Raw genomic sequence first — 24,173 nt, 5'->3', positions numbered from 1 at the left:
AGATGCGCCTCGACGTCGTCACGATCTTTCCCGAGTACCTGGAACCGCTGAACGTCTCCCTCGTCGGCAAGGCACGCGCGCGTGGGCAGCTGGACGTCCGGGTGCACGACCTGCGCGGCTGGACGTACGACCGCCACAACACCGTCGACGACACCCCGTACGGCGGCGGTCCCGGCATGGTCATGAAGACCGACCCCTGGGGCGACGCGCTCGACACCGTCCTCGCCGACGGCTACGAGACGGGCTCCCACGCGCCTGCCCTGATCGTCCCCACGCCCAGCGGCCGCCCCTTCACCCAGGAGCTCGCCGTGGAGCTCTCCGAGCGCCCCTGGCTGATCTTCACGCCCGCGCGCTACGAGGGCATCGACCGCCGCGTGATCGACGAGTACGCCGGCCGTATGCCCGTCTACGAGGTGTCCATCGGGGACTACGTCCTCGCGGGCGGCGAGGCGGCCGTCCTGGTCGTCACGGAGGCCGTGGCCCGCCTGCTGCCGGGCGTCCTCGGCAACGCCGAGTCGCACCGCGACGACTCCTTCGCGCCCGGCGCCATGGCCAACCTCCTGGAGGGCCCCGTCTACACCAAGCCGCCGGAGTGGCGCGGCCGCGGCATCCCGGACGTGCTGCTCAGCGGGCATCACGGCAAGATCGCCCGCTGGCGACGCGACGAGGCCCTGAAGCGCACGACGGCCAACCGGCCCGACCTGATCGAGCGCTGCGACCCCAAGGCCTTCGACAAGAAGGACCGCGAGATGCTCTCCATCCTGGGCTGGGCCCCGGATCCGGAGGGCGAGCCGTACGGCCGATTTTGGCGCAGGCCGGACGGCGTGGAAGAATAGGCCGCCGCTGTGCGCCGTCCGGCGTGCGCCCCTGCCACAGGGGGACACGACGCCCGCCCCGACGACGGCAGCATCCTTTCGAAAACCTAGTTGCCGTTGATGACCTGTGGCATCAGCGAAGAAAGCAGACGAAATGTCTCACCTGCTCGACTCCGTCGACGCCGCGTCGCTGCGCAGCGACGTCCCGGCCTTCCGCCCCGGCGACACCGTCAACGTCCACGTGCGCGTCATCGAGGGCAACCGCTCCCGTGTGCAGCAGTTCAAGGGCGTGGTGATCCGCCGCCAGGGTGCCGGCGTGCGCGAGACCTTCACGGTCCGCAAGGTCTCCTTCTCCGTCGGCGTCGAGCGCACCTTCCCGGTGCACACCCCGATCGTGGAGAAGATCGAGCTCGTCACCCGCGGTGACGTGCGTCGCGCCAAGCTGTACTACCTGCGCGACCTGCGCGGCAAGGCGGCGAAGATCAAGGAGAAGCGCGAGAGCTGAGCTCGCGCCGGGGTCCATAGGACGGCCGGATAACATTCCGCCCCGATGGACACCGAAGCACAGCACCAGGAGCGCGACCGCTCCTCCCGCCCTTCCCCGTCCGAGGAGACCTCGGACACAGAAGGACCGGAGGGACGGTCGCGTTTCGCGTTGGTGTCGCGGATCACCGACTGGCTGCCGGGCGGGCGGATCTCCCTGACCCTGCTCATCTGCCTGGTGTTTTTGCTGGTTCTCAACGCTTTCGTGGTGCAACCGTTCCAGATTCCCAGCGGATCCATGGAAAACGGATTGAGGATCGGGGACCGCGTTCTCGTAAATAAGTTGGCGTACCGTTTCGGTGCCGAGCCGCGGCGCGGCGATGTCGTCGTGTTCGACGGAAGCGGGTACTTCGGTAGCGGGGACTACATCAAGCGCGTCGTAGGTGTGGGGGGAGACCATGTGGTCTGCTGCAACAGGGAGGGGAGGATCGAGGTGAACGGCCGGTCGGTCGACGAGTCGACGTTCCTGTATCCCGGTGACACCCCGTCCACGGTGCCCTTCAAGGTCGTCGTGCCCCACGGCACCCTCTTCGTCCTCGGCGACCACCGCAGCGACTCCAGCGACTCCCGCGACCACCTGGGCTCACCCGGCGGCGGCATGATCCCGGTCTCCGAGGTCGTCGGACGCGCCGACTGGATCGTCTGGCCCTTCGCCCACTGGACCCGTCTGCACCGTCCCGGCGCCTACGCGCGCGTGCCCGCCGCCGGCGGTGCCCATGGGTAATCGCGGCAAGCCGCGCGGCTCGGGTCCCGGCGACCCCTTCGGTACGGAGAACCTGCTGCCCACCGGATCCCGGCGCACCGGTGGATCGGTGGCGAGCGGCCGTACGCGTGCCGAGCGGCGCAAGCTCCAGCGCAAGGTGAAGCGAAAGCGCAGGCGCAGCGCGGTCAAGGAGATACCCCTCCTCGTCGGCGTCGCCGTCCTCATAGCCCTGGTCCTGAAGACGTTCCTCGTCCAGGCGTTCGTGATCCCGTCCGGCTCGATGGAGCAGACGATCCGGATCGGCGACCGCGTCCTGGTCGACAAGTTCACCCCCTGGTTCGGCTCCAAGCCCAAGCGCGGGGACGTCGTCGTCTTCCGGGACCCCGGCGGCTGGCTCGCGGACGAGCAGACCACGACGAAGAAGAACGACCCCGTCGTCGTCAAGCAGGTCAAGGAGGGGCTGACCTTCATCGGCCTGCTGCCCTCCGACAACGAGAAGGACCTCATCAAGCGGGTCATCGGCGTCGGCGGTGACCACGTCAAGTGCTGTGACGCGCAAGGGCGGATGACCGTCAACGGGGTGCCCCTGACCGAGGGCGACTACCTGTATCCCGGAAACGCCCCCTCCACACAGGAGTTCGACATCACCGTCCCCAAGGGGCGGCTGTGGGTGATGGGCGACCACCGTGCCAACTCCGCGGACTCCCGGGCGCATCAGAACACCGACTACGGCGGCACGGTCTCCGAGGACTCGGTGGTGGGACGGGCGATGGTGATCGCCTGGCCGCTCGGCCACTGGAACGCCTTGAAAGAACCTAAAACTTTCGCCTCCGTTTCCAACTCCGTGTCGGGGACGACCGCGGCCCCGCAGCTGTCGCATAGGGTTGCTTCCGACGATTTCAACGGAACGATCCAGCTCCCGAGCCCTGCGGAACTCCCGCTCGTTATGGGAGTGGTGGGCCTGCACCGCGTCTGGGGCAGGCGGCGGCACAGAGTAAGGAGTTGGCGTGGGGGATGTGGCGGTTGGCGCACGGTCCGGACACGACGGCGAGGAGCACCGCGGCAATTCCGTGGACGCTGCCGTCCCGGCCGCGGACAGCGCCGTGACCTCCGGGAATGACTCCGGGGCGACCGAGGACGGCAGGCGGCCGGGCGGCCGGGACCGGACCGAGGACGAGGGCTCTGGCGGTACGCCCCCCAGGTCGGGGAAGCAGCGCTCCTTCTGGAAGGAGCTGCCCATCCTGATCGGCATCGCGCTTGTGCTGGCACTGCTGATCAAGACCTTCCTGGTGCAGGCGTTCTCGATTCCCTCGGACTCGATGCAGAACACCCTCCAGCAGGGCGACCGCGTTCTCGTCGACAAGCTCACGCCCTGGTTCGGCTCCAAGCCGGAGCGCGGCGAGGTCGTCGTCTTCCACGACCCGGACAACTGGCTGGCGGGCGAGCCCACGGCGACTCCGAACGCGCTGCAGAAGGTCCTCAGCTGGATCGGCCTGATGCCGTCCGCGGAGGAGAAGGACCTGATCAAGCGCGTCATCGGCGTCGGCGGCGACACCGTCTCCTGCAAGGGCTCCGGCCCGCTGATGGTCAACGGCAAGGCGCTGAACGACACGTCGTTCGTCTACGCCGGCAACACCCCGTGCAGCGTCGACGACCAGGGCGGCCAGTTCTCGGTGAAGGTCCCCAAGGGCTACATCTGGGTCATGGGCGACCACCGCCAGAACTCCCGCGACTCGCGCTACAACCAGAGCGACAAGCACAACGGCATGGTCCCGGTGGACAAGGTCGTCGGCCGCGCCATCGTCATCGCCTGGCCGCTCACCCGCTGGGACACCCTGCCGATCCCGGACACCTTCGACCAGCCCGGCCTCGACAAGCAGTCCTCGGCGTCCGCCGCCCTGACGGCCGCACCGAACGCGCTCGCCCTCGCGGGCACGGTGCCGGTGGTGCTGTGGCGGCGCAGGCGGACCGCGCCCGTGGACACCCGCCGTGGCGGCTCCGTGGAGCACGTCTGACGCCGCCTTGGTGAAGCCCTGGTGTAGCTGTGAGCAAGGCGGCCGGTGAAGGGCTGACCGGGTCAGGTACCGCCGGGTAGGGTGCGGACCCATGGGTGGCGAGAGCACTACGCGTACGGCCCCGCGCAGCGGTGGCACCAGCACAGGCCCGGTGGGCAGCAGGACCGGACAGCGACTGTCCGGACTGGCCGTCGCACTGGGCGTCGTGCTGTTCCTCGGAGGATTCGCCTGGGGAGCTGTGATGTACCGGCCGTACACCGTGCCGACCAGCTCGATGTCGCCGACGATCGGCGTCGGCGACCGGGTCCTGGCACAGCGTGTGGACGGCAGCGAGGTACACAGGGGCGACGTGGTCGTCTTCAACGACACGAGCTGGGTGACCGGCTCGGCCGTGGTCAAGCGCGTGGTCGCGGTCGGCGGGGACACGGTCTCCTGCTGCACGAACGGCAAGCTGACCGTCAACGGCAAGCAGATCGACGAGGGGTACCTCAAGGGCAACGTCGTCGAGGACAAGAAGATCCCGACCGTGAAGGTCCCCAAGGGCCGCCTGTTCCTGCTCGGTGACGAGCGCGAGGGCTCCCTCGACTCCTCCGCGCACCTCAGCGACGCGGCGCAGGGCACGGTCGCGGAGTCCGCCGTGACGGCCCGCGTCGACGCCGTCGCCTGGCCCATGAAGGGCATGCTGGAGCGCCCCACCGGCTTCGAGACGCTCGGCCCGCTGTCCCAGCCCGGGCCGCTGCGCATCATCGTCACCATGATCGTCGCGGGTGCCGTCCTCGTCTTCGCCGGCGGCGCCTACGGCCCGATCGCCAAGCGGGCGGGCGCCCGGCGGGCCCGCGCGCGGACGGAGCCCGTGGGTGCCCGCTGACCCCGCGGGCACGTACGAGGACACGTACACGGGCGGCCTGCGCAAGGTCGCCCGGGTGGTCCTGCTCGACCCCGACGACCGCATCCTCCTGCTCAACGGCCACGAGCCGGACGACCCCTCCGACGCATGGTGGTTCACACCGGGCGGCGGGGTGGAGGGCGACGAGAGTCGTGAACAGGCCGCACTGAGGGAACTCGTCGAGGAGACCGGCATCACCGAGGTGGAGCTCGGGCCGGTGCTGTGGCGGCGGATGTGCTCGTTCCCGTTCGCGGGCCGCCGCTGGGACCAGGACGAGTGGTACTTCCTGGCCCGTACGAGCCAGACGACGACCGAGGCCACCCGCCTCACGGAGCTGGAGCGGCGCAGCGTCGCCGGAGCACGCTGGTGGACGTGTGAGGAACTTGCCCTGGCCCATGAGACGGTGTATCCGACCAGACTCGCCGAGCTGCTGCGCCGGCTGCTCGACGAAGGTCCCCCGGCCGGGCCCGTGACCCTTGACGCGGAAATCGTCTAGGGGCTCACGGGACTGGCGCACAATGGTGGGATCGCACGGCTGAAGGGGAAGCTGCCATGAGCGCCGAGGACCTCGAGAAGTACGAGACCGAGATGGAGCTGAAGCTCTACCGGGAGTACCGCGATGTCGTCGGTCTGTTCAAATACGTGATCGAAACCGAGCGGCGCTTCTACCTGACCAACGACTACGAGATGCAGGTGCACTCGGTCCAGGGCGAGGTGTTCTTCGAGGTGTCCATGGCGGATGCCTGGGTCTGGGACATGTACCGGCCGGCGAGGTTCGTGAAGCAGGTGCGGGTGCTCACGTTCAAGGACGTGAACATCGAGGAGCTCAACAAGAGCGACCTGGAGCTGCCGGGCAGCTGATCCCCACTCGTGTGGGTGAGCGGTTTGTCCACAACCGGTGAGTAGCCCACCAAGATCCACTTGGTCGGGCCGGATGCGTGACGGTTGGCGCCGGAGGTGGTGCCGACATGAACGCACGCAGTGCACTCGGCAGGTACGGCGAGGATCTGGCCGCGCGACGGCTGGCGGAAGCCGGAATGACGGTCCTGGAACGCAACTGGCGTGGTGGCAGGACCGGAGAGATCGACATCGTCGCCCGGGACGGCGACGTGCTGGTGGTCTGCGAGGTGAAGACCCGCAGGGACGGCCGCTTCGAGCACCCGATGGCCGCGGTCACCCCGGAGAAGGCGCAGCGGCTGCGGGACCTGGCCGAGCGCTGGATCCAGGCTCATGGAGGAGCGCCACCGGGAGGCGTCCGCGTCGACCTGGTCGGCGTCGTCCTGCCCGACAGGGGAGCCCCCGTCGTCGAGCACGCGCGAGGGGTGGCCTGACATGGGGTTCGCGCGTACGTGCTCGGTGGCGCTGGTGGGCGTCGAAGGCGTCGTCGTCGAGGTCCAGGCCGACCTGGAGCCGGGCGTGGCCGCCTTCACGCTGGTGGGGCTGCCGGACAAGAGCCTGACGGAGAGCCGCGACCGGGTGCGGGCCGCGGTCGTCAACTCGGGCGGCGAGTGGCCGCAGAAGAAGCTCACGGTGGGCCTCAGCCCCGCCTCCGTCCCCAAGGCGGGCTCGGGCTTCGACCTGGCCGTGGCCTGCGCGGTGCTCGGCGCCGCCGAGCGGATCGACCCGAGGGTGCTCGCCGACATCGTGATGATCGGGGAGCTCGGCCTGGACGGCAGGGTGCGCCCGGTCCGGGGCATCCTGCCCGCGGTGCTGGCCGCGGCGGACGCCGGATACGAGCAGGTGGTCGTGCCCGAGTGCGCGGCCGCCGAGGCCTCGCTGGTGCCCGGCGTCTCGGTGCTCGGAATCCGCAGCCTGCGGCAGCTGATCGCCGTCCTGACCGACGAGCCGGTGCCCGAGGAGGAGCCGGACGATCTGGGCCGCCCGGACCCGCTGCTGGCCGGGCTGCGCGTGCCCGGCACCGGAGCGGCCACCGGCATGCACAGCCTGGGCGCCGCACAGCACGACCACGATCTGGCCGACGTCGTGGGCCAGACCTCGGCCCGCACGGCGGTGGAGGTGTCCGCCGCGGGCGGCCACCACCTCTTCCTGGAGGGGCCGCCCGGCGCCGGCAAGACCATGCTCGCGGAGCGGCTGCCGGCCGTGCTGCCCCGGCTCACCCGCGAGGACTCGCTCGAGGTCACCGCGGTGCACTCGGTCGCCGGGCTGCTGCCCCCGGGCAAACCGCTCATCGACGTCGCGCCCTACTGCGCGCCGCACCACTCGGCCACGATGCAGTCCCTGGTCGGCGGCGGCCCGGGCATCGCGCGCCCCGGTGCGGTGTCCCTGGCCCATCGCGGCGTGCTCTTTCTCGACGAGGCGCCCGAGTTCCACAGCCAGACCCTCGACGCCCTGCGGCAGCCGCTGGAGGCGGGGCATGTGGTGATCGCGCGCAGTGCCGGTGTGGTGCGGTTCCCGGCCAGATTCCTGATGGTGCTCGCCGCCAACCCGTGCCCGTGCGGTCGCTTCTCGCAGCGGGACTCGCTGTGCGACTGCCCGCCCTCCGCCATCCGCCGCTACCAGGCCCGGATGTCCGGGCCCCTGCTCGACCGGGTGGACCTGCGCGTCGAGGTCGACCCCGTCACGCGTGCCGAGCTGACCGTGCCCGGCGCCCGGGGCGAGTCCACCGCCACGGTCGCCGACCGGGTCCGGGCGGCCCGGGAGCGCGCGGCGGCGCGCCTCGCGGGCACCCCCTGGCGGTCCAACAGCGAGGTCCCCGGGCGTGAGCTGCGCAGCCGGTGGCACGCGGCGCCGGGAGCCATGGACGACGCCGAGCGCAATCTGGAGCGCGGGGTGCTCACCGCGCGCGGGCTCGACCGCGTGCTGCGGGTGGCCTGGACCGTGGCGGACCTCGTCGGCCGGGACCGTCCCGACGCGAGCGACGTGGCCCTCGCCCTTCAGCTGCGCACCGGCGTCCCGCGAGGCGTGCCGATGGCCATCGGGGCGCCGGCGTGAGGGCCGGCGACGACCTTGAGGCCGAGCGGCTCGCCCGGGTCTTCCTGGCCCGGGTGCTCGAACCGGGGGACGTGGTCGGCGGGCGGTGGGTGCGGGAGCTCGGGGCCGCGGAGGTGGCCCGGCGGTTGCGCGACGAGGGACCGCAGCTCGCCGGGGTGACCGACAGGCGCTGGGCGGGGCTCCTGGCACGGGCCCGGCAGGCAGAACCGGAGCGGGACCTCGCGGCGGCGCGGGACTCCGGGGTGCGGTTCGTGGTGCCGGGGGACGGTGAGTGGCCGGGACAGCTCGACGACCTGGGGGACGCCCGGCCCTGCGGGCTGTGGGTGCGCGGACAGGCCGGTCTGCGGATGTGGGCCCTGCGCTCGGTCGCCGTCGTGGGGGCGCGCGCCTGCACCGAGTACGGCGCCCACATGGCGGCCGTGCTCGGCGCGGGCCTCGCCGAGCGCGGCTGGGTGGTCGTCTCCGGCGGCGCCTACGGGGTCGACGGCGCCGCGCACCGGGGCGCGCTCGGAGCCGGCGGCGCCACCGTCGCGGTCCTCGCCTGCGGGGTCGACCGGCCCTACCCGCGCGGGCATACCGAGTTGATCACCAGGATCGCGGAACAGGGCCTAGTCGTAGGGGAGTTGCCGCCGGGTGACCACCCGACGCCGAGCAGATTCATCGTCCGCAACCGCGTGATCGCCGCCCTGACCAGAGGCACCGTGGTCGTCGAGGCCGCCCACCGCAGCGGCTCGCTGGTCACGGCACGGGCCGCGCAGCGGCTGGGGCGGCACACCATGGGGGTGCCCGGACCGGCCACCAGCGGTCTGTCCGCGGGGGTGCACGAACTCCTGCGGGACGACGCCGTGCTCGTCACCGACGCCGCGGACGTCGTCGAGCTGGTCGGCGACATGGGGGAGCTGGCCCCGGACCGGCGGGGGCCCGTGCTGCCCCGCGACCTCCTGGAGCCGGGCGCCCGGCGCGTGCTGGCCGCACTGCCCGGCCGCGGCGCGGCACCGCCAGGCGCGATCGCACGGGACGCGCAGACCACGCAGGACGACGCGATCGCGAGACTGTACGAACTCCGATCACTTGGTTACGTCGAACGACACGGCGACGGCTGGAAGTTGACACGCCAGGCGATGATCTCGGTCCGCGGCGGCCGTAGCCGGTGCTGACCGAGCGTGTTCGGCCGTCCGGGGGAAGCCCGAGACCTGTGGAAATAGCCGCAGTTGGCGTTCCGGGCCGCTCACGCCGAGCGATCACCGTGACTCGGTGGGGCGCACTGAGGAACGTATCTGCGCACGGGGCACGGGCCGCCCTTCGCTCACCGCGACACTCCAGTCACGCTACGCTCACGAGGATTCCGACGCAGACAGGCATCTCGACATCAGACCGACAGCTCACCCAGGCACCCTCACTTCACGGCAGAACGGCACAAGGCGACGAATGCCCCAGCACACCTCCGGGTCCGACCGGGCGGCGATCCCCCCAGCCGCCCGTGACGGTGGCAGCGTGCGGCCGCCCGCCCCCTCGACGCTCGACGAGCTGTGGCGGTCGTACAAGGACACGGGCGACGAGCGGCTGCGGGAGCAGCTGATCCTGCACTATTCGCCGCTGGTCAAGTACGTGGCGGGACGGGTGAGCGTCGGTCTGCCGCCCAACGTCGAGCAGGCCGACTTCGTCTCGTCCGGGGTGTTCGGGCTGATCGACGCGATCGAGAAGTTCGACATCGACCGGGAGATCAAGTTCGAGACGTATGCGATCACCCGGATCCGGGGCGCGATGATCGACGAACTCCGGGCCCTGGACTGGATTCCCCGTTCGGTGCGGCAGAAGGCGCGGAACGTGGAGCGGGCGTACGCGACGCTGGAGGCGCGGCTGCGCCGGACGCCGTCGGAGGGCGAGGTGGCCTCCGAGATGGGTATCCAGGTCGACGAACTCCACGCGGTGTTCAGCCAGTTGTCGCTGGCCAACGTGGTGGCCCTCGAAGAGCTGCTGCATGTGGGCGGTGAGGGCGGCGACCGGCTCAGCCTGATGGACACGCTGGAGGACACCGCCGCCGACAACCCCGTCGAGGTGGCCGAGGACCGGGAGCTGAGGCGGTTTCTGGCCCGGGCGATCAACACGCTGCCCGACCGGGAGAAGACCGTCGTCACGCTGTACTACTACGAGGGCCTCACGCTTGCCGAGATCGGGAACGTGCTGGGTGTGACCGAGAGCCGGGTCAGCCAGATCCACACCAAGTCGGTGCTGCAACTGCGGGCGAAGCTGGCGAGCTTCGGTCGCTGAGCGACGCGAGCGGCTCCCGCCGGGGGTGGTCCGTCCGTAAAGTGGCTGACGTGCCAAGGATTCGAGCGGCCTCCGTGGCCGAGCACCGGTCGATGCAGCGGGCCGCCCTGCTGGACGCGGCCCGGTCGTTGCTGTCCGAGGGCGGGACCGAGGCGCTGACCTTCCCGGCCCTCGCCGAGCGGACGGGGCTCGCGCGGTCGTCCGTCTACGAGTACTTCCGCTCCCGTGCGGCGGTCGTCGAGGAGCTGTGCGAGGTCGACTTCCCCGTGTGGGCCGCGGAGGTCTCCGCGGCCATGGAGCGGGAGGCGACGCCCGAGGCCAAGGTCGAGGCGTACGTCCGGCAGCAGCTGGAGCTGGTGGGGGACCGGCGGCATCGCGCCGTCGTGGCCATCTCCGCCGGCGAGCTGGACGCGGGGGCCCGGGAGAAGATCCGGGCCGCGCACGGCGGGCTGGTGGCGATGATCGTCGAGGCGCTGTCCCAGATGGGGCACGCCGAGCCGCGGCTCGCCGCGATGCTGCTGCAGGGAATCGTGGACGCGGCGGTGCGGCGGATCGAGCTGGGAGCGGAGGAGCCGTCGACCGTCGCGGAGGCGGCCGTGGGCATGACGCTGCGGGGCGTCCGCGGCTGAGCCTCCGCGACGCGACCACCTGCCGGCTGGGCGAGCTCGTGCGTCAACGGTGAGCCGAGCACTGGCGCGGTGGATCGAGCCAGGGGCGACGGGGTGAGCCGGAGTCAGGGTGGCCCTGTTGCCCGCCGGCTGCAGTCGTTCGTGCGGCAATGGCGCGCAGAGCGCCGGTGTGGTGGGTCGGGCTAGGGGCGACGATGCTGAGGCGGTGCCGGCGCAGCGGGATCGCCCGTCGGCTGAACCCGTTCGTGTGGCAGTGCTACGCCGAGAACCGGCAGCAGTCTCGACGGGGCCCTTCGCAGCAGCGCCGGTGGCAGGAGGGACAGGGGGTTCAGATAGGTCCGGCCCCGCAGCAGGCCCCAGTGGACGCAGGTGGTCGTGCAGTGTGCGGCACCCGGTTCCACCGTCCCCACCACCTCACCCGCCTCCACCTCGTCCCCCTTCTGCACCGACGCCTTGACCGGTTCGTACGTCGTACGTAAGTCCGTGCCCGTGAGTCCCACGGAGACCACGCCGCGGCCCGCCACCCGGCCGGCGAAGGAGACGCGGCCGGGCGCCACCGCCCGCACCGGGCTGCCGGGCGGGGCCGCGAGGTCGACGCCGCGGTGGCCGCGGCCGTAGAGAGTCGTCGGGGGTTCCCAGCCCCGTAGGACGGCGGGGCGGGTCCCCACCGGCCAGGCGCGGCCGAGGGTCGGCGGGGGCGGAGGCTCGGGTGGCGCGGGCGGCGTGGTGTCCGCCCAGGCCCACGGGGTCAGGACGGCCAGGGCCAGGGACAGCAGTACCGCCCACGACAGCCGCCCGCTTCGGTTCGCTCGCATGCCGCAACCGTCCCGCACCCCCGGCGATCATGGCCGGGACCTGTGGACCACCGCGCGGTTGTGGACAGCGGCGTCACCCGCTGCCTCGCCGGTCCCGTACACTTCTTCTGGCGATCCGGGTCACCGGGTCGACTTCGCACGCCCCGACACCAGGTGGTCACAACCCGGTGTCAGCGCTCCTCGGTCCTTCGTGGCACGGCGCATGCGGGCGTCAGGCGCGGGAGCCGTCCGGTCCCCGCGGCACAACCGAGAAAACCAAGGAGAACGGCCATGGCCGTCGTCACGATGCGGGAGCTGCTGGAAAGCGGCGTCCACTTCGGTCACCAGACCCGTCGCTGGAACCCGAAGATGAAGCGCTTCATCTTCACCGAGCGCAACGGCATCTACATCATCGACCTGCTCCAGTCGCTGTCGTACATCGACCGCGCCTACGAGTTCGTCAAGGAGACCGTCGCCCACGGCGGCACGGTCATGTTCGTCGGTACGAAGAAGCAGGCGCAGGAGGCCATCGCCGAGCAGGCCACCCGCGTCGGCATGCCCTACGTCAACCAGCGCTGGCTGGGCGGCATGCTCACCAACTTCTCGACCGTCTACAAGCGTCTGCAGCGCCTCAAGGAGCTCGAGCAGATCGACTTCGAGGACGTCGCCGCGTCCGGTCTGACCAAGAAGGAGCTTCTCGTGCTCTCGCGCGAGAAGGCCAAGCTGGAGAAGACCCTCGGTGGTATCCGCGAGATGCAGAAGGTGCCCAGCGCCGTCTGGATCGTGGACACCAAGAAGGAGCACATCGCCGTTGGTGAGGCCCGGAAGCTGAACATCCCGGTCGTCGCGATCCTCGACACCAACTGCGACCCCGACGAGGTCGACTACAAGATCCCGGGCAACGACGACGCGATCCGCTCCGTCACCCTGCTCACCCGTGTGATCGCCGACGCGGTCGCCGAGGGCCTCATCGCCCGCTCCGGTGTCGCCACCGAGGGCAAGGGCGAGAAGGCCGCGGGCGAGCCGCTCGCCGAGTGGGAGCGCGACCTGCTCGAGGGCGAGAAGAAGGCCGACGAGGCCGAGAAGCCCGCCGAGGCCCCCGCTGCCGAGGCCCCCGCCGCCGAGGCGCCGGCTGCCGAGGCGCCGGCTGCCGAGGCCCCCGCCGCCGAGGCCCCCGCTGCCGAGGCTCCGGCCGCGGACGCCGAGCAGGCCTGACTGCCAGCGTCCTGAAGTTGACGGCGGGAGCGGTGACATGAAAGCCGCTCCCGCCGTTCACCCGTAGGTCGGCGGAGTGTCAGCGGCCCCGACCACATGGGGCCGTGGACCCCGTAGATCTTCGATCTTCCAGACTTCGAGAAAGATTCAAAGACTCATGGCGAACTACACCGCCGCCGACGTCAAGAAGCTTCGTGAGCTCACCGGCGCCGGCATGATGGACTGCAAGAAGGCGCTGGACGAGGCCGAGGGCAACGTCGACAAGGCCGTCGAGGCGCTCCGGATCAAGGGCCAGAAGGGCGTCGCCAAGCGCGAGGGCCGCTCGGCCGAGAACGGCGCCGTCGTCTCCATCATCGCCGACGACAACTCCTCCGGCGTCCTCGTCGAGCTGAAGTGCGAGACGGACTTCGTCGCCAAGGGCGAGAAGTTCCAGGCCGTCGCCAACGCGATCGCCGAGCACGTCGCGAAGACCTCCCCGGCCGACCTCGACGCCCTGCTCGCCTCCGAGATCGAGGCCGGCAAGACCGTCCAGGCGTTCGTGGACGAGGCCAACGCCAACCTGGGCGAGAAGATCGTCCTGGACCGCTTCGCGCAGTACTCCGACGGCTACGTCCTCGCGTACATGCACCGCACGATGCCCGACCTGCCCCCGCAGATCGGTGTCCTGGTCGAGCTCGACAAGCCCAACGCCGAGATCGCCAAGGGCGTCGCCCAGCACATCGCTGCCTTCGCGCCGAAGTACCTCTCCAAGGAGGACGTGCCGGCCGAGGTCGTCGAGACCGAGCGCCGCGTCGCCGAGGAGACCACCCGCGCCGAGGGCAAGCCCGAGGCCGCCCTGCCGAAGATCGTCGAGGGTCGCCTCAACGGCTTCTTCAAGGACGCCACGCTGCTCGGCCAGCCGTACGCGCTCGACAACAAGAAGTCGGTCCAGAAGGTTCTGGACGAGGCCGGTGTCACCCTGAAGCGCTTCACGCGTATCAAGGTCGGCATCTGAGTCCGTGCCGCGAGCGACGTCCCGGCCCGATAGGGTCGGGAGCAGTCGTCCGGTACGCCGTCACGCGCGCGCGTGACGGGCGACAGCAGATCTGACGAGGAGGCCATTGCCGAGCATGGGTTGCGAACGACACCCCACCGGCAGTGGCCTTCTTCGTATGTGCACCACATGAAAGAGGCGGGATCTCGATGACCACCAAGCCCCAGAAGAGCGACGACGGCAAAGTACCCGGTCGGTTTCTGCTGAAGCTGTCCGGTGAGGCATTCTCCGGCGGCGGGGGCCTGGGCGTGGACCCCGACGTGGTGCACAAGATCGCCCGTGAGATCGCGTCCGTCGTACGGGACGGCGCGCAGATCGCGGTCGTCATCGGCGGCGGCAACTTCTTCCGCGGCGCCGAGCTCCAGCAGCGCGGCATGGACCGGGCCCGCTCCGACTACATGGGCATGCTCGGCACCGTGATGAACTGCCTCGCCCTGCAGGACTTCCTGGAGAAGGAAGGCATCCAGTCCCGGGTGCAGACCGCCATCACCATGGGCCAGGTCGCCGAGCCCTACATCCCGCTGCGGGCCGTACGGCACCTGGAGAAGGGCCGCGTGGTCATCTTCGGCGCCGGTATGGGCATGCCGTACTTCTCCACCGACACCACTGCCGCCCAGCGCGCCCTGGAGATCGACGCCGAGGCGCTGCTGATGGGCAAGAACGGCGTGGACGGGGTCTACGACTCCGACCCCAAGCGCAACCCGGACGCGGTCAAGTTCGACTCCCTCGGGTACGGCGAGGTGATCACCCGCGACCTCAAGGTCGCCGACGCCACGGCCATCACGCTGTGCCGCGACAACAAGCTGCCGATCCTCGTCTTCGAGCTTCTGGCGGAGGGCAATATCGCGCGCGCCGTCAAGGGTGAGAAGATCGGCACGCTTGTGGGTGACCACGGCAGCCGCGACTGACCAGCAACACCCACGGACCCTGACCGGGGGATGGACAATGTCCCGCAGGTCGGGAACCGTGCAGGAAGAAGACGCGACGCAGCCGGCCGCCGCCCCCACGCATACGGAACAGCAGCCGGGCCTACTCAAGACACGCAGGAGCAAGTGGTGATCGAAGAGACCCTCCTCGAGGCCGAGGAGAAGATGGAGAAGGCCGTCGTGGTCGCCAAGGAGGACTTCGCCGCGATCCGCACCGGCCGTGCGCACCCGGCGATGTTCAACAAGATCGTGGCCGACTACTACGGCGCGCCGACGCCGATCAACCAGCTGGCTTCGTTCTCCGTGCCGGAGCCGCGCATGGCGGTCGTCACCCCGTTCGACAAGTCGGCCCTGCGCAACATCGAGCAGGCCATCCGCGACTCCGACCTCGGTGTCAACCCGAGCAACGACGGCAACATCATCCGTGTGGTGTTCCCCGAGCTCACCGAGGAACGCCGCCGCGACTACATCAAGGTCGCCAAGGGCAAGGCCGAGGACGCGCGCGTGTCCATCCGCTCCGTGCGCCGCAAGGCCAAGGACGCGATCGACAAGCTGATCAAGGACGGCGAGACGGGCGAGGACGAGGGCCGCCGTGCGGAGAAGGAACTCGACGACACCACGCACAAGTACGTGGCGCAGGTCGACGAGCTCCTGAAGCACAAGGAAGCGGAGCTGCTCGAGGTCTGATGAACGACTCTTCCTGGGGAGCGCCGCCGCACACCGGTTCACCGGCCGGGTACTGGGGGCCGTCGGACCAGGGGCCTGTCCAGGGGGCTGCCCCGGCGGGTCCCGCGTACGATGCGCCTGAGGCGCAGCAGACTCGCCCCATGCCCATCGTGCCCGAGGGACCCGCGTACGGCGGTGACCAGGATGACGACCGGGGGGCCGCTCGGCTGAGCGGCCCCTTGTTCCGCGACGAGACGCCGCAGGCGCCGCCCTACGGGGTGGTGCAGCAGAATCCGGAGCCCATGCCCGACGCCCCGCAGCCGGCGCCCCCGCCGCAGAAGAAGAGCGCGGGGCGCGACCTGGGCGCGGCCATAGGGGTCGGCGTCGGACTCGGCGTGGTGATCATCGCGTCCCTGTTCGTCGTCAAGGCCGTCTTCGTCGGCGTCGTCGCCGTCGCCGTCGTGGTGGGTCTGTGGGAGCTGACCAGCCGGCTCGAGGAGCGCAAGGGCATCAAGGCGCCCCTGGTCCCGCTGGCGCTCGGCGGTGCCGCGATGGTGGTCGCCGGCTACGTCCGGGGTGCCGAGGGCGCCTGGGTCGCGATGGCGCTCACGGCACTGGCCGTCCTCGTCTGGCGCATGACGGAACCGCCGGAGGGCTACCTCAAGGACGTCACGGCGGGCGTCTTCGCGGCGTTCTACGTGCCGTTCCTGGCCACGTTCGTGACCATGATGCTGGCGGCCGAGGACGGCCCCTGGCGGGTGCTGACCTTCCTGCTGCTGACGGTGGTCAGCGACACCGGCGCGTACGCCGTCGGCTGGCGCTTCGGCAAGCACAAGCTGGCGCCGCGCATCAGTCCCGGCAAGACCCGCGAGGGGCTGCTGGGCGCGGTCAGCTTCGCCATGGTGGCGGGCGCGCTGTGCATGCAGTTCCTGATCGACGACGGCGTCTGGTGGCAGGGCCTGCTCCTGGGCCTCGCGGTCGCCGCCAGCGCCACGCTGGGCGACCTCGGCGAGTCGATGATCAAGCGGGACCTGGGCATCAAGGACATGGGCACGCTGCTGCCCGGCCACGGCGGCATCATGGACCGCCTGGACTCGCTGCTGCCCACGGCGCCCGTGGTGTGGCTGCTGCTGGTCCTCTTCGTGGGCTCCGGCTGACGGCACTGTCGTCGGCTCCGGCTGACGGCACGGATGCGTCGGCCCCGGCTGACGGCACGAACGTCCCGCCCGGCCGATGGCGTCGCCTTCGGCCGAGTGGGACGATTCTGCTGTAAGCCCCCAAAAGGGATCATCCGCGGATCATCCTGAAAGGAGGGCGTCATGTCCGCCTTCCATGAAGAGATCGACGTCGACCGGACTCCCGAGGACGTCTGGGCCTACGTCATCGACCCCTCCCACCTGCCGGAGTGGCAGCTGAGCGCGGTCTCCGCCGAGCAGCTGGACGCGGGTCCGCTGCACCCCGGCTCACGGGTCCGGGTCACCCGCCGGGTCGGAAGCCGCGAGATGCCGATGACCATGGAGTTCACCGAGTACGAGCCGCCGCACAGCTGGGGCCTGCGCGGTGTCGACGGCCCGGTCAGGGGCACCTTCCACGGGGTGGTGGAGCCGCTCGACGACGGCCGCCGCACGCGCGTGACGATGGACCTCGACTTCGAGGGCCATGGCATCGGCAAGGTCCTGCTGCCGCTGCTCGTGCGCCCCCAGGTCCGCAAGGAACTTCCCCGCAACGAGCAGCTCCTCAAGAACAAGCTGGAGCACACGGCGGGGCGGGTTCAGGAGTAGGGCCGGCGGGGACGTAAGTCGGCGGTTGGTGGTTCGGTCAGCGGTTGGTGCGGTTGGTGCGGTTGGTCCGCGGTTGGTGGTTCGGTCCGGGGCCGTCCCATCGTCCGCCCCGGGCACGGATCCGCTGCCTGTGTCCTTCGCGGTCGGGCTTCCCCTCGTAGCCGTTCGGCATCCTCCTGCCGCCGAACCAGAGATCCGGCGCCCACCTGCGACAGGCCTCGGCCACCTCGTGCCTGGACGTGCCCAGTCCCAGGGGTATGCGGTGACGCAGGCGGGGGAGGCCGGGCCGCAGGGGCTCGTCGTCGCGTACGAACGGCCACAGCAGCGGGTCGTCGCGGTCGATTCCCTCCTTGGGGCACAGCTCCAGGGTGTGCAGCGGCGGCGCCGCGTGGATGCCGACGCCGGCGAGCGAGTCCCACGGCACGGCTGCGGCCTGCCCGCCCTGGGTGACATGGACCCCCACGCGGTCCATGACGATGAGCCGGCCCCAGATCCGGCGCACGCCTCGGACCACCAGGGCGAGCGCCCAGACGGTGAACAGGGTCAGGGCGCCCGCGGTCAGCAGGCGGACCAGGGCACCCGTGCCGTCCAATCGCCCGGGACGGAGCGAGAGAACGGCCCACGCACACAGCAGGGCCATGACCGAGGCGGCGCCCAGGCGGCGCCGTATCGCCACCGTGCTGCGGAAGACGAGCACCTCGTCGCCGATCACGGCGGGTTCGAACACGAGTGCGTGGCGCGTGGGGGCGCCGGTGCCTTCGGCCGTACGCTCGCGGTGTCCGGCGTGGTCCGGGGCGCCCGCGTACGACACCGGCTGCTCCTTCCGACCGAACCAGAGCCCGGGTGGCGCCCACCGCCGGAGAGCCTTCTCGTACGCCTGGTGGGAGTCCCCCACGTCGATGCGGTAGCGGAGCCGTGGCAGACCGGGCCGAAGAGGGTCCGCGTCCCGCACGAACCGCCACAGCAGCGGATCGTCGCGGTCGATCTCCTGACCGGGGCACAACTCGACGGAGAACTTGCCGGTCCTGCCGCCGCGAGCCCAGTAGATGCCGACCCCGGCCAGTGAGTCCCACCGGATCACCGCGGCCTGGTCACCGCGGATCCACCAGAGACCGGTCGCGTCGAAGACCGTGACCCAACGGCGGCCGCGCCAGCGGAGGACGAACTGGAGCACGCCGAGGAGGCCCATCCCAACCATCAGGCCCACGCACAGCCAACCCCTGACGGGGAGGTGGCCAACCCTCACCACGAGCCAGATCCCGGCGACTCCAAACCCCATCGCCATCAGGTCGAACGGCAGCGCATAGAGAAGACGCCGCAGCCCGTACCGCAACAGGGTCGCGTCCGGCGCCGGCCGGCTGTCGGAGATCATGGCGAGGGACTGTAGCGGCGTGGCGGCCCGCCGACTAGATCCCTACCGGGGCCCGACCTGGTCCAGGCGAAACGGCGAGCCCGGACACGTCGGCTGCCAGCCCCGGCGGAGGGCCGACGAGATGGCTGCGGCGACGTCTTTGGGCAGCACCGCAACGCTCGGCGCCGGGGTGTCCGCGTGCTGCACCGTGTACGTGCACGGCCTGCAGAGAGCCTGGTCGTACGTAGGCCGGCGGCGCAGGCGCCAGTGGGAGACCGTGCCGTCGACGACGATGCGTCGCGAACCCTTGCGGCCGATGGCCATGGCGCACCCTCCGTCACCTCGACTGGCGGCAGCGATGCCAGCTGGCCAGACCCTTCGGGTGAGCCGACCAATGGCGAACGGGAGTGACAGGCGTCCCAGGCGACGGCCCCAGGTCACCACCGTTCGTCTGCGACACTGGTACAGCCATGCCAAAGCCCGGAGAACTCACTTTCGTAGCCCCCCGCGGAGCCAAGAAGCCGCCGCGGCATCTTGCCGATCTTTCGCCTGCCGAGCGCAAGGAGGCGGTTGCCGAGATCGGGGAGAAGCCGTTTCGCGCCAAGCAGCTCTCGCAGCACTACTTCGCGCGGTACGCGCACGACCCGGCGGAGTGGACCGACATCCCGGCCGGCTCGCGCAGTCGGCTGCAGGAGGCTCTGCTGCCGGACCTGATGTCCGTCGTACGGCATCTGTCGACCGACCAGGGCACCACCCGCAAGACCCTGTGGCGGCTGTTCGACGGGACGCTCGTCGAGTCCGTGCTGATGCGGTACCCGGACCGGGTCACCATGTGCATCAGCTCGCAGGCCGGATGCGGGATGAACTGCCCGTTCTGCGCCACCGGGCAGGCGGGGCTGGACCGTAATCTCTCCGCCGCGGAGATCGTCCACCAGATCGTGGACGGGATGCGCGCGCTGCGGGACGGCGAGGTGCCCGGCGGGCCGGCCCGGCTGTCCAACATCGTCTTCATGGGCATGGGCGAGCCCCTCGCCAACTACAAGCGGGTCATCACGGCCATCCGGGCCCTCACCGACCCCGCCCCGGACGGGCTGGGGCTGTCCCAGCGCGGCATCACCGTGTCGACCGTCGGGCTCGTGCCGGCCATCCACCGGTTCGCCGACGAGGGCCTGAAGTGCCGGCTGGCGATCTCGCTGCACGCCCCCGACGACGAGCTGCGCGACACCCTCGTCCCCGTGAACACACGGTGGAAGGTGCGCGAGGTCCTCGACGCCGGGTTCGAGTACGTCGAGAAGAGCGGGCGCAGGCTGAGCATCGAGTACGCGCTCATTCGCGACATCAATGATCAGGCGTGGCGGGGAGACCGGCTCGGGAGGCTGCTGCGGGGCAAGCCCGTGCACGTCAATCTCATTCCGCTCAACCCGACGCCCGGTTCGAAGTGGACCGCCTCCCGGCCCGAGGACGAGAAGGCCTTCGTCGAGGCCATCGCCGCACACGGTGTACCGGTGACCGTCCGGGACACCCGTGGGCAGGAGATCGACGGGGCCTGCGGTCAGCTCGCGGCCACCGAGCGGTAACCTGAGCCGGTACGAACACCCGTACACACATCTGCATATTCCGACAGGGGAGCGCCACAGCGCTGAGAGTGCGGCAACCGGGCCGCAGACCCTCTGAACCTTGCCCAGGTCATTCTGGGTAGGAAGTTCGGTGATCACTCAAGCTGTTGCGCCCTGCCCGGGAGCCGTCGGCCCTGTCCGCCGGTCCCGGGCAGGGCCGCGTCTCTTCCTGGTCAGCCAGGAGGAATTCGGTGAACAACAACAGGAAGCTCGCGGCGCTGGTCGTCGGGCTGGGACTCGTGACCCTCTCCGCGTGCGGGTCCTCGTCCGGCGGCGGCGGGTCCGCCGGCTCCAAGTCCGTCACCCTCGTCAGCCACGACTCGTGGGCCGTCTCGAAGAGCGTGCTCGCCGACTTCGAGAAGCAGTCCGGCTACAAGGTGCACGTCCTCAAGGACGGCGACGCCGGTCAGGCCGTCAACAAGGCCATCCTCACCAAGGACGACCCGCAGGGCGACGTCTTCTTCGGCGTCGACAACACCCTGCTCTCGCGGGCGCTCGACAACGGCCTCTTCCAGTCGTACGAGGCCAAGGGCTCCGACATGATCCTGCCGGAGTTCCGGGTCGACCAGGCCAAGCACCGGGTCACGCCCATCGACTCCGGCGACATCTGCGTCAACTACGACAAGGCGTACTTCAGCAAGCACAGGCTGACGCCGCCGCAGTCGTTCGACGACCTGGTCAAGCCCCAGTACAAGAACCTCCTCGTCACCGAGAACGCCGCCACCTCCTCGCCCGGCCTCGGTTTCCTGCTCGGCACCGCCGCGAAGTACGGCGACGCGGGCTGGCAGGGCTACTGGAAGAAGCTCAAGGCCAACGGCGTGAAGGTCGTCGACGGCTGGGAGCAGGCCTACAACGAGGAGTTCTCCGGCTCCGCCGGCGGCAAGAAGGCCAAGGGCGACCGGCCGCTCGTCGTCTCCTACGCCTCCTCGCCGCCCGCCGAGGTCATCTACGCCGACCCGAAGCCGAAGACGGCGCCGACCGGGACGTCGTACGGCACCTGCTTCCGGCAGATCGAGTACGCGGGTCTGCTCAGCAACGCCAAGAACGCCAAGGGCGGCAAGGCGCTCCTGGACTTCCTGGTCACCAAGGAGTTCCAGGACGACATGCCGCTGAACATGTTCGTCTACCCGGTGCGGGAGGCCGCGCAGGTCCCGGCCGAGTTCCAGAAGTTCGGGCAGCCGGCCGGGGACCCGGAGAAGATGGCGCCCGGCAAGATCGCCGAGAACCGTGACCAGTGGGTCAAGTCGTGGACGTCACTCGTACTGAAGTAGCCGTCCGCGGCCGTCGCTCGGGGAGCGCGGCGCGGCTCGGCCTCATGGCCGTGCCCGTCGCGTTCTTCGCGCTGTTCTTCGCCTGGCCCGTGGCCGCGATCGTGGCGCGCGGGCTCAAGGTCGACGGGGCCTGGCAGTTCGGCCGGATCGCGGACGTCGTCACCCAGTCCGACATCCGGCACGTCCTGTGGTTCACCACCTGGCAGGCGCTTGCCTCGACCGCGCTCACGCTGCTGATCGCGCTCCCCGGCGCCTACGTCTTCGCGCGCTTCGACTTCCCCGGCAAGCAGGTGCTGCGGGCCGTCGTCACCGTCCCGTTCGTCCTGCCGACGGTCGTGGTCGGTACGGCCTTCCTCGCGCTCGTCGGACGCGGGGGACTGCTCGACGAGTGGTGGGGCGTACGGCTCGACACCACCGTGTGGGCCATCCTGCTCGCGCACGTCTTCTTCAACTACGCCGTCGTCGTACGGACCGTCGGCGGCCTGTGGAGCCAGCTCGACCCGCGGCAGGAGGAGGCCGCGCGGATGCTGGGCGCCTCGCCGCTGCGGGCCTGGCGGAGGGTGACGCTGCCCGCGCTCGCGCCCGCCGTCGCCGCGGCAGCGCTGATGGTCTTCCTCTTCACCTTCACCTCCTTCGGCGTGGTGCAGATCCTGGGCGGGCCCACCTTCTCCACGCTCGAGGTGGAGATCTACCGGCAGACGTCCGAGATCTTCGACCTCTCCACCGCCGCGGTGCTCACCATCGTCCAGTTCCTGGCGGTGGGCGTGATCCTCGCGGTGCACGCCTGGACCGTACGGCGGCGCGAGACGGCCCTGCGGCTCGTCGACGCGTCCGTGACCGCGCGACGGCCGCGCGGGGCCCGGGAGTGGGGGCTGCTCGCCGGCGTCCTGGCCACCGTCGCCGTGCTGCTCGTGCTGCCGCTCGCCGTGCTGGTGCAACGGTCGCTGGGCGCCCCGGACTTCGGCTACTACCGGTCGCTGACCCGCGACGACGGCGGCACCTTCCTCGTCCCGCCGATCGAGGCGATCGGCAACTCCCTGCAGTACGCGGCCGCCGCCACCGCCGTCGCCGTGCTGATCGGCGCCCTGGCCGCCGCGGCCCTCGCCCGCCGGGACGCGGGCCGGCTGGTGCGCGGCTTCGACGCGCTGCTGATGCTGCCGCTGGGCGTGTCCGCGGTGACGGTCGGCTTCGGCTTCCTGATCGCCCTCGACAAGCCGCCGCTCGACCTGCGCTCCTCCTGGATCCTGGTGCCGCTCGCGCAGGCGCTGGTGGGCGTCCCCTTCGTCGTGCGGACCATGCTGCCGGTGCTGCGGGCCGTGGACGCGCGGCTGCGGGAGGCTGCCGCCGTGCTCGGGGCGTCGCCGTGGCGGGTGTGGCGGGAGGTCGATCTGCCCCTGGTGCGGCGGGCGTTGCTGGTCGCGGCGGGATTCGCGTTCGCCGTGTCGCTGGGGGAGTTCGGCGCGACCGTCTTCATCGCGCGCCCCGACAATCCGACGCTGCCGGTCGCCGTGGCGCGGCTGCTGGGGCGCCCGGGAGAGCTCAACTACGGCCAGGCGATGGCCCTTTCGACGATTCTGATGGTGGTGTGCGCGGTGGCCCTGCTGGTGCTGGAGCGGCTCCGTACGGACCGGACCGGGGAGTTCTAGATGCTGCTGAGCCTTCAGGACGCGACGGTCCGCTTCGGCGGCCGGGCCGTGCTCGACGCCGTCGGTCTCGAGGTCGCCGAGCACGAGATCGTGTGCGTGCTCGGGCCCAGCGGCAGCGGCAAGTCGACGCTGCTGCGGGCGGTGGCGGGGCTGCAGCCCCTCGACGGCGGGCGGGTGGCGCTCGACGGCCGGGACCAGACGGGCGTGCCCGCGCACAAGCGGGGAGTGGGCCTGATGTTCCAGGACCACCAGCTCTTCCCGCAGCGGGACGTGGGCGGCAACGTCGCGTTCGGGCTGCGGATGCGCGGGGCGTCCCGCCCGCAACAGGAGGACCGCGTGCGGGAGTTGCTGGACCTCGTAGGGCTCCCCGGGGCCGCCCGCCGGGCCGTCGCGTCGCTCTCCGGCGGGGAGCAGCAGCGGGTGGCGCTGGCCCGGGCGCTCGCGCCACGGCCCCGGCTCTTGATGCTGGACGAGCCGCTGGGGCAGCTCGACCGCTCGCTGCGGGAGCGGCTGGTCGTCGAACTCAGAGAACTCTTCGGGCGGTTGGGCACCACCGTCCTCGCGGTGACGCACGACCAGGGTGAGGCCTTCGCGCTCGCCGACCGGGTCGTGGTGATGCGCGACGGGCGGATCGCCCAGTCCGGTACGCCGCTTGAGGTCTGGCAGCGGCCCGCGGACGAGTTCGTGGCCCGCTTCCTCGGCTTCGACAACGTGGTCGAGGGCGCGGTGGCCGGTCAGGCCGCGGACACCCCGTGGGGCAAGCTGCCGGTGCCCGAGGAGACCCCCCAGGGCCCGCGCACGCTCCTCGTGCGCCCTGCCGGCGTCCGCCTGGTCGCCGCCGACCAGGGCCTGCGCTGCACGGTCGCCGCGCGCACCTTCAAGGGCACCCATGTCGCCGTGCAGCTCCAGCCGGAGGAGGCGCCGCGCCTGGAGGCGGCGTGCGCGCTGCGGGCGGCGCCGGAGGTCGGGGACACGGTCGGCGTGGAGTTCGACCCGGCCGAGGTCGTCGTACTGGCCTGACCGTGGCGGTCACCGGCCGCCGCCCGACACGACCGTGGCC

25 protein-coding genes and 1 riboswitch are annotated in these 24,173 nt (G+C 70.8%); of the genes, 23 read left to right on the top strand and 2 right to left on the bottom strand.

Going from position 1 to position 24,173, the window contains the following annotated elements:
- Positions 1–2: 2 nt before the first annotated feature.
- The 13 genes from trmD (at position 3) to ACFU97_RS30950 (ending at position 10,814) form a co-directional block, all read left to right on the top strand.
- A complete protein-coding gene (trmD, locus tag ACFU97_RS31010; protein ID WP_384263265.1) occupies positions 3–836 on the top strand; it encodes a tRNA (guanosine(37)-N1)-methyltransferase TrmD in 834 nt (277 codons plus the stop codon).
- A 133-nt stretch (positions 837–969) separates the two neighbouring features.
- Entirely contained in the window at positions 970–1,320 is a 351-nt protein-coding gene (rplS, locus tag ACFU97_RS31005; protein ID WP_019760519.1) for a 50S ribosomal protein L19, read from the top strand.
- 45 nt (positions 1,321–1,365) lie between these two features.
- Entirely contained in the window at positions 1,366–2,082 is a 717-nt protein-coding gene (lepB, locus tag ACFU97_RS31000; protein WP_384263262.1) for a signal peptidase I, read from the top strand.
- Positions 2,075–3,181, top strand: coding sequence for a signal peptidase I (gene lepB, locus ACFU97_RS30995; protein ID WP_384263259.1), 1,107 nt, complete (start codon positions 2,075–2,077; stop codon positions 3,179–3,181). Before lepB (ACFU97_RS31000) ends, lepB (ACFU97_RS30995) begins: the two co-directional genes overlap by 8 nt.
- Positions 3,069–4,076, top strand: a complete 1,008-nt coding sequence (lepB, locus tag ACFU97_RS30990; protein ID WP_384263256.1) for a signal peptidase I — start codon at positions 3,069–3,071, stop codon at positions 4,074–4,076. Before lepB (ACFU97_RS30995) ends, lepB (ACFU97_RS30990) begins: the two co-directional genes overlap by 113 nt.
- A gap of 91 nt (positions 4,077–4,167) precedes the next feature.
- Positions 4,168–4,944 carry a signal peptidase I gene (gene lepB / locus ACFU97_RS30985; protein WP_384263254.1) on the top strand — a complete coding sequence of 259 codons (777 nt, stop codon included), beginning with the start codon at positions 4,168–4,170 and terminating at the stop codon, positions 4,942–4,944.
- Positions 4,934–5,458, top strand: coding sequence for an NUDIX hydrolase (locus ACFU97_RS30980; protein ID WP_384263251.1), 525 nt, complete (start codon positions 4,934–4,936; stop codon positions 5,456–5,458). The genes lepB (ACFU97_RS30985) and ACFU97_RS30980 overlap by 11 nt, the downstream gene beginning before the upstream one ends.
- 56 nt (positions 5,459–5,514) lie before the next feature.
- Complete coding sequence (locus tag ACFU97_RS30975) at positions 5,515–5,823, top strand: DUF2469 domain-containing protein (protein ID WP_005311352.1); 309 nt, start codon at positions 5,515–5,517, stop codon at positions 5,821–5,823.
- A gap of 107 nt (positions 5,824–5,930) precedes the next feature.
- The gene (locus ACFU97_RS30970) at positions 5,931–6,293 is read left to right on the top strand and encodes a YraN family protein (RefSeq protein WP_384263249.1); all 363 of its coding nucleotides are present in this window, start codon (positions 5,931–5,933) and stop codon (positions 6,291–6,293) included.
- A 1-nt stretch (position 6,294) separates the two neighbouring features.
- A complete protein-coding gene (locus ACFU97_RS30965; RefSeq protein WP_384263246.1) occupies positions 6,295–7,914 on the top strand; it encodes a YifB family Mg chelatase-like AAA ATPase in 1,620 nt (539 codons plus the stop codon).
- A complete protein-coding gene (dprA, locus tag ACFU97_RS30960) occupies positions 7,911–9,071 on the top strand; it encodes a DNA-processing protein DprA (RefSeq protein ID WP_384263243.1) in 1,161 nt (386 codons plus the stop codon). Before ACFU97_RS30965 ends, dprA begins: the two co-directional genes overlap by 4 nt.
- Before the next feature lie 271 nt (positions 9,072–9,342).
- Complete coding sequence (gene whiG, locus ACFU97_RS30955; RefSeq protein ID WP_384263241.1) at positions 9,343–10,185, top strand: RNA polymerase sigma factor WhiG; 843 nt, start codon at positions 9,343–9,345, stop codon at positions 10,183–10,185.
- A 74-nt stretch (positions 10,186–10,259) separates the two neighbouring features.
- Positions 10,260–10,814, top strand: a complete 555-nt coding sequence (locus tag ACFU97_RS30950) for a TetR/AcrR family transcriptional regulator (protein ID WP_384263356.1) — start codon at positions 10,260–10,262, stop codon at positions 10,812–10,814.
- 182 nt (positions 10,815–10,996) lie between these two features.
- Here ACFU97_RS30950 and ACFU97_RS30945 read toward each other — a convergent pair whose 3' ends face one another.
- Positions 10,997–11,629, bottom strand: a complete 633-nt coding sequence (locus ACFU97_RS30945; RefSeq protein WP_384263238.1) for a murein hydrolase activator EnvC family protein — start codon at positions 11,627–11,629, stop codon at positions 10,997–10,999.
- Positions 11,630–11,899: 270 nt separating this feature from the next.
- Between ACFU97_RS30945 and rpsB the strand changes: the two genes are divergently transcribed.
- The 6 genes from rpsB (at position 11,900) to ACFU97_RS30915 (ending at position 17,229) form a co-directional block, all read left to right on the top strand.
- Positions 11,900–12,823 carry a 30S ribosomal protein S2 gene (rpsB, locus tag ACFU97_RS30940; protein ID WP_384263236.1) on the top strand — a complete coding sequence of 308 codons (924 nt, stop codon included), beginning with the start codon at positions 11,900–11,902 and terminating at the stop codon, positions 12,821–12,823.
- Between the two features lie 157 nt (positions 12,824–12,980).
- Positions 12,981–13,817 carry a translation elongation factor Ts gene (tsf, locus tag ACFU97_RS30935; protein WP_384263233.1) on the top strand — a complete coding sequence of 279 codons (837 nt, stop codon included), beginning with the start codon at positions 12,981–12,983 and terminating at the stop codon, positions 13,815–13,817.
- 188 nt (positions 13,818–14,005) lie between these two features.
- Positions 14,006–14,764 (top strand): UMP kinase, encoded by a 759-nt coding sequence (gene pyrH / locus ACFU97_RS30930; RefSeq protein WP_384263230.1) that lies wholly within the window; start codon positions 14,006–14,008, stop codon positions 14,762–14,764.
- A 147-nt stretch (positions 14,765–14,911) separates the two neighbouring features.
- Positions 14,912–15,469, top strand: a complete 558-nt coding sequence (frr, locus tag ACFU97_RS30925; RefSeq protein ID WP_037781101.1) for a ribosome recycling factor — start codon at positions 14,912–14,914, stop codon at positions 15,467–15,469.
- Complete coding sequence (locus ACFU97_RS30920) at positions 15,469–16,605, top strand: phosphatidate cytidylyltransferase (RefSeq protein WP_384263227.1); 1,137 nt, start codon at positions 15,469–15,471, stop codon at positions 16,603–16,605. Before frr ends, ACFU97_RS30920 begins: the two co-directional genes overlap by 1 nt.
- A 162-nt stretch (positions 16,606–16,767) precedes the next feature.
- Entirely contained in the window at positions 16,768–17,229 is a 462-nt protein-coding gene (locus ACFU97_RS30915) for an SRPBCC family protein (RefSeq protein ID WP_384263224.1), read from the top strand.
- 37 nt (positions 17,230–17,266) lie between these two features.
- Here ACFU97_RS30915 and ACFU97_RS30910 read toward each other — a convergent pair whose 3' ends face one another.
- Positions 17,267–18,601 (bottom strand): hypothetical protein, encoded by a 1,335-nt coding sequence (locus tag ACFU97_RS30910; protein ID WP_384263221.1) that lies wholly within the window; start codon positions 18,599–18,601, stop codon positions 17,267–17,269.
- Positions 18,602–19,050: 449 nt separating this feature from the next.
- Here ACFU97_RS30910 and rlmN point away from each other — a divergent pair, with 449 nt between their 5' ends.
- The 4 genes from rlmN (at position 19,051) to ACFU97_RS30890 (ending at position 24,133) form a co-directional block, all read left to right on the top strand.
- A complete protein-coding gene (gene rlmN, locus ACFU97_RS30905) occupies positions 19,051–20,157 on the top strand; it encodes a 23S rRNA (adenine(2503)-C(2))-methyltransferase RlmN (protein WP_384263218.1) in 1,107 nt (368 codons plus the stop codon).
- Between the two features lie 35 nt (positions 20,158–20,192).
- Positions 20,193–20,300: riboswitch (TPP riboswitch) on the top strand.
- Between the two features lie 87 nt (positions 20,301–20,387).
- Positions 20,388–21,467 (top strand): thiamine ABC transporter substrate binding subunit, encoded by a 1,080-nt coding sequence (locus ACFU97_RS30900; protein WP_384263215.1) that lies wholly within the window; start codon positions 20,388–20,390, stop codon positions 21,465–21,467.
- A 44-nt stretch (positions 21,468–21,511) separates the two neighbouring features.
- Complete coding sequence (locus ACFU97_RS30895; protein WP_384263212.1) at positions 21,512–23,113, top strand: ABC transporter permease; 1,602 nt, start codon at positions 21,512–21,514, stop codon at positions 23,111–23,113.
- Complete coding sequence (locus ACFU97_RS30890) at positions 23,114–24,133, top strand: ABC transporter ATP-binding protein (RefSeq protein ID WP_384263209.1); 1,020 nt, start codon at positions 23,114–23,116, stop codon at positions 24,131–24,133.
- Positions 24,134–24,173 lie beyond the last annotated feature (40 nt).

The organism is Streptomyces sp. NPDC057616, assembly GCF_042800575.1.
Taxonomy (GTDB): Bacteria; Actinomycetota; Actinomycetes; order Streptomycetales; family Streptomycetaceae; genus Streptomyces.
Note: the sequence above shows the minus strand (reverse complement) of the source record. Positions and strands in the feature narration are given on the sequence as shown.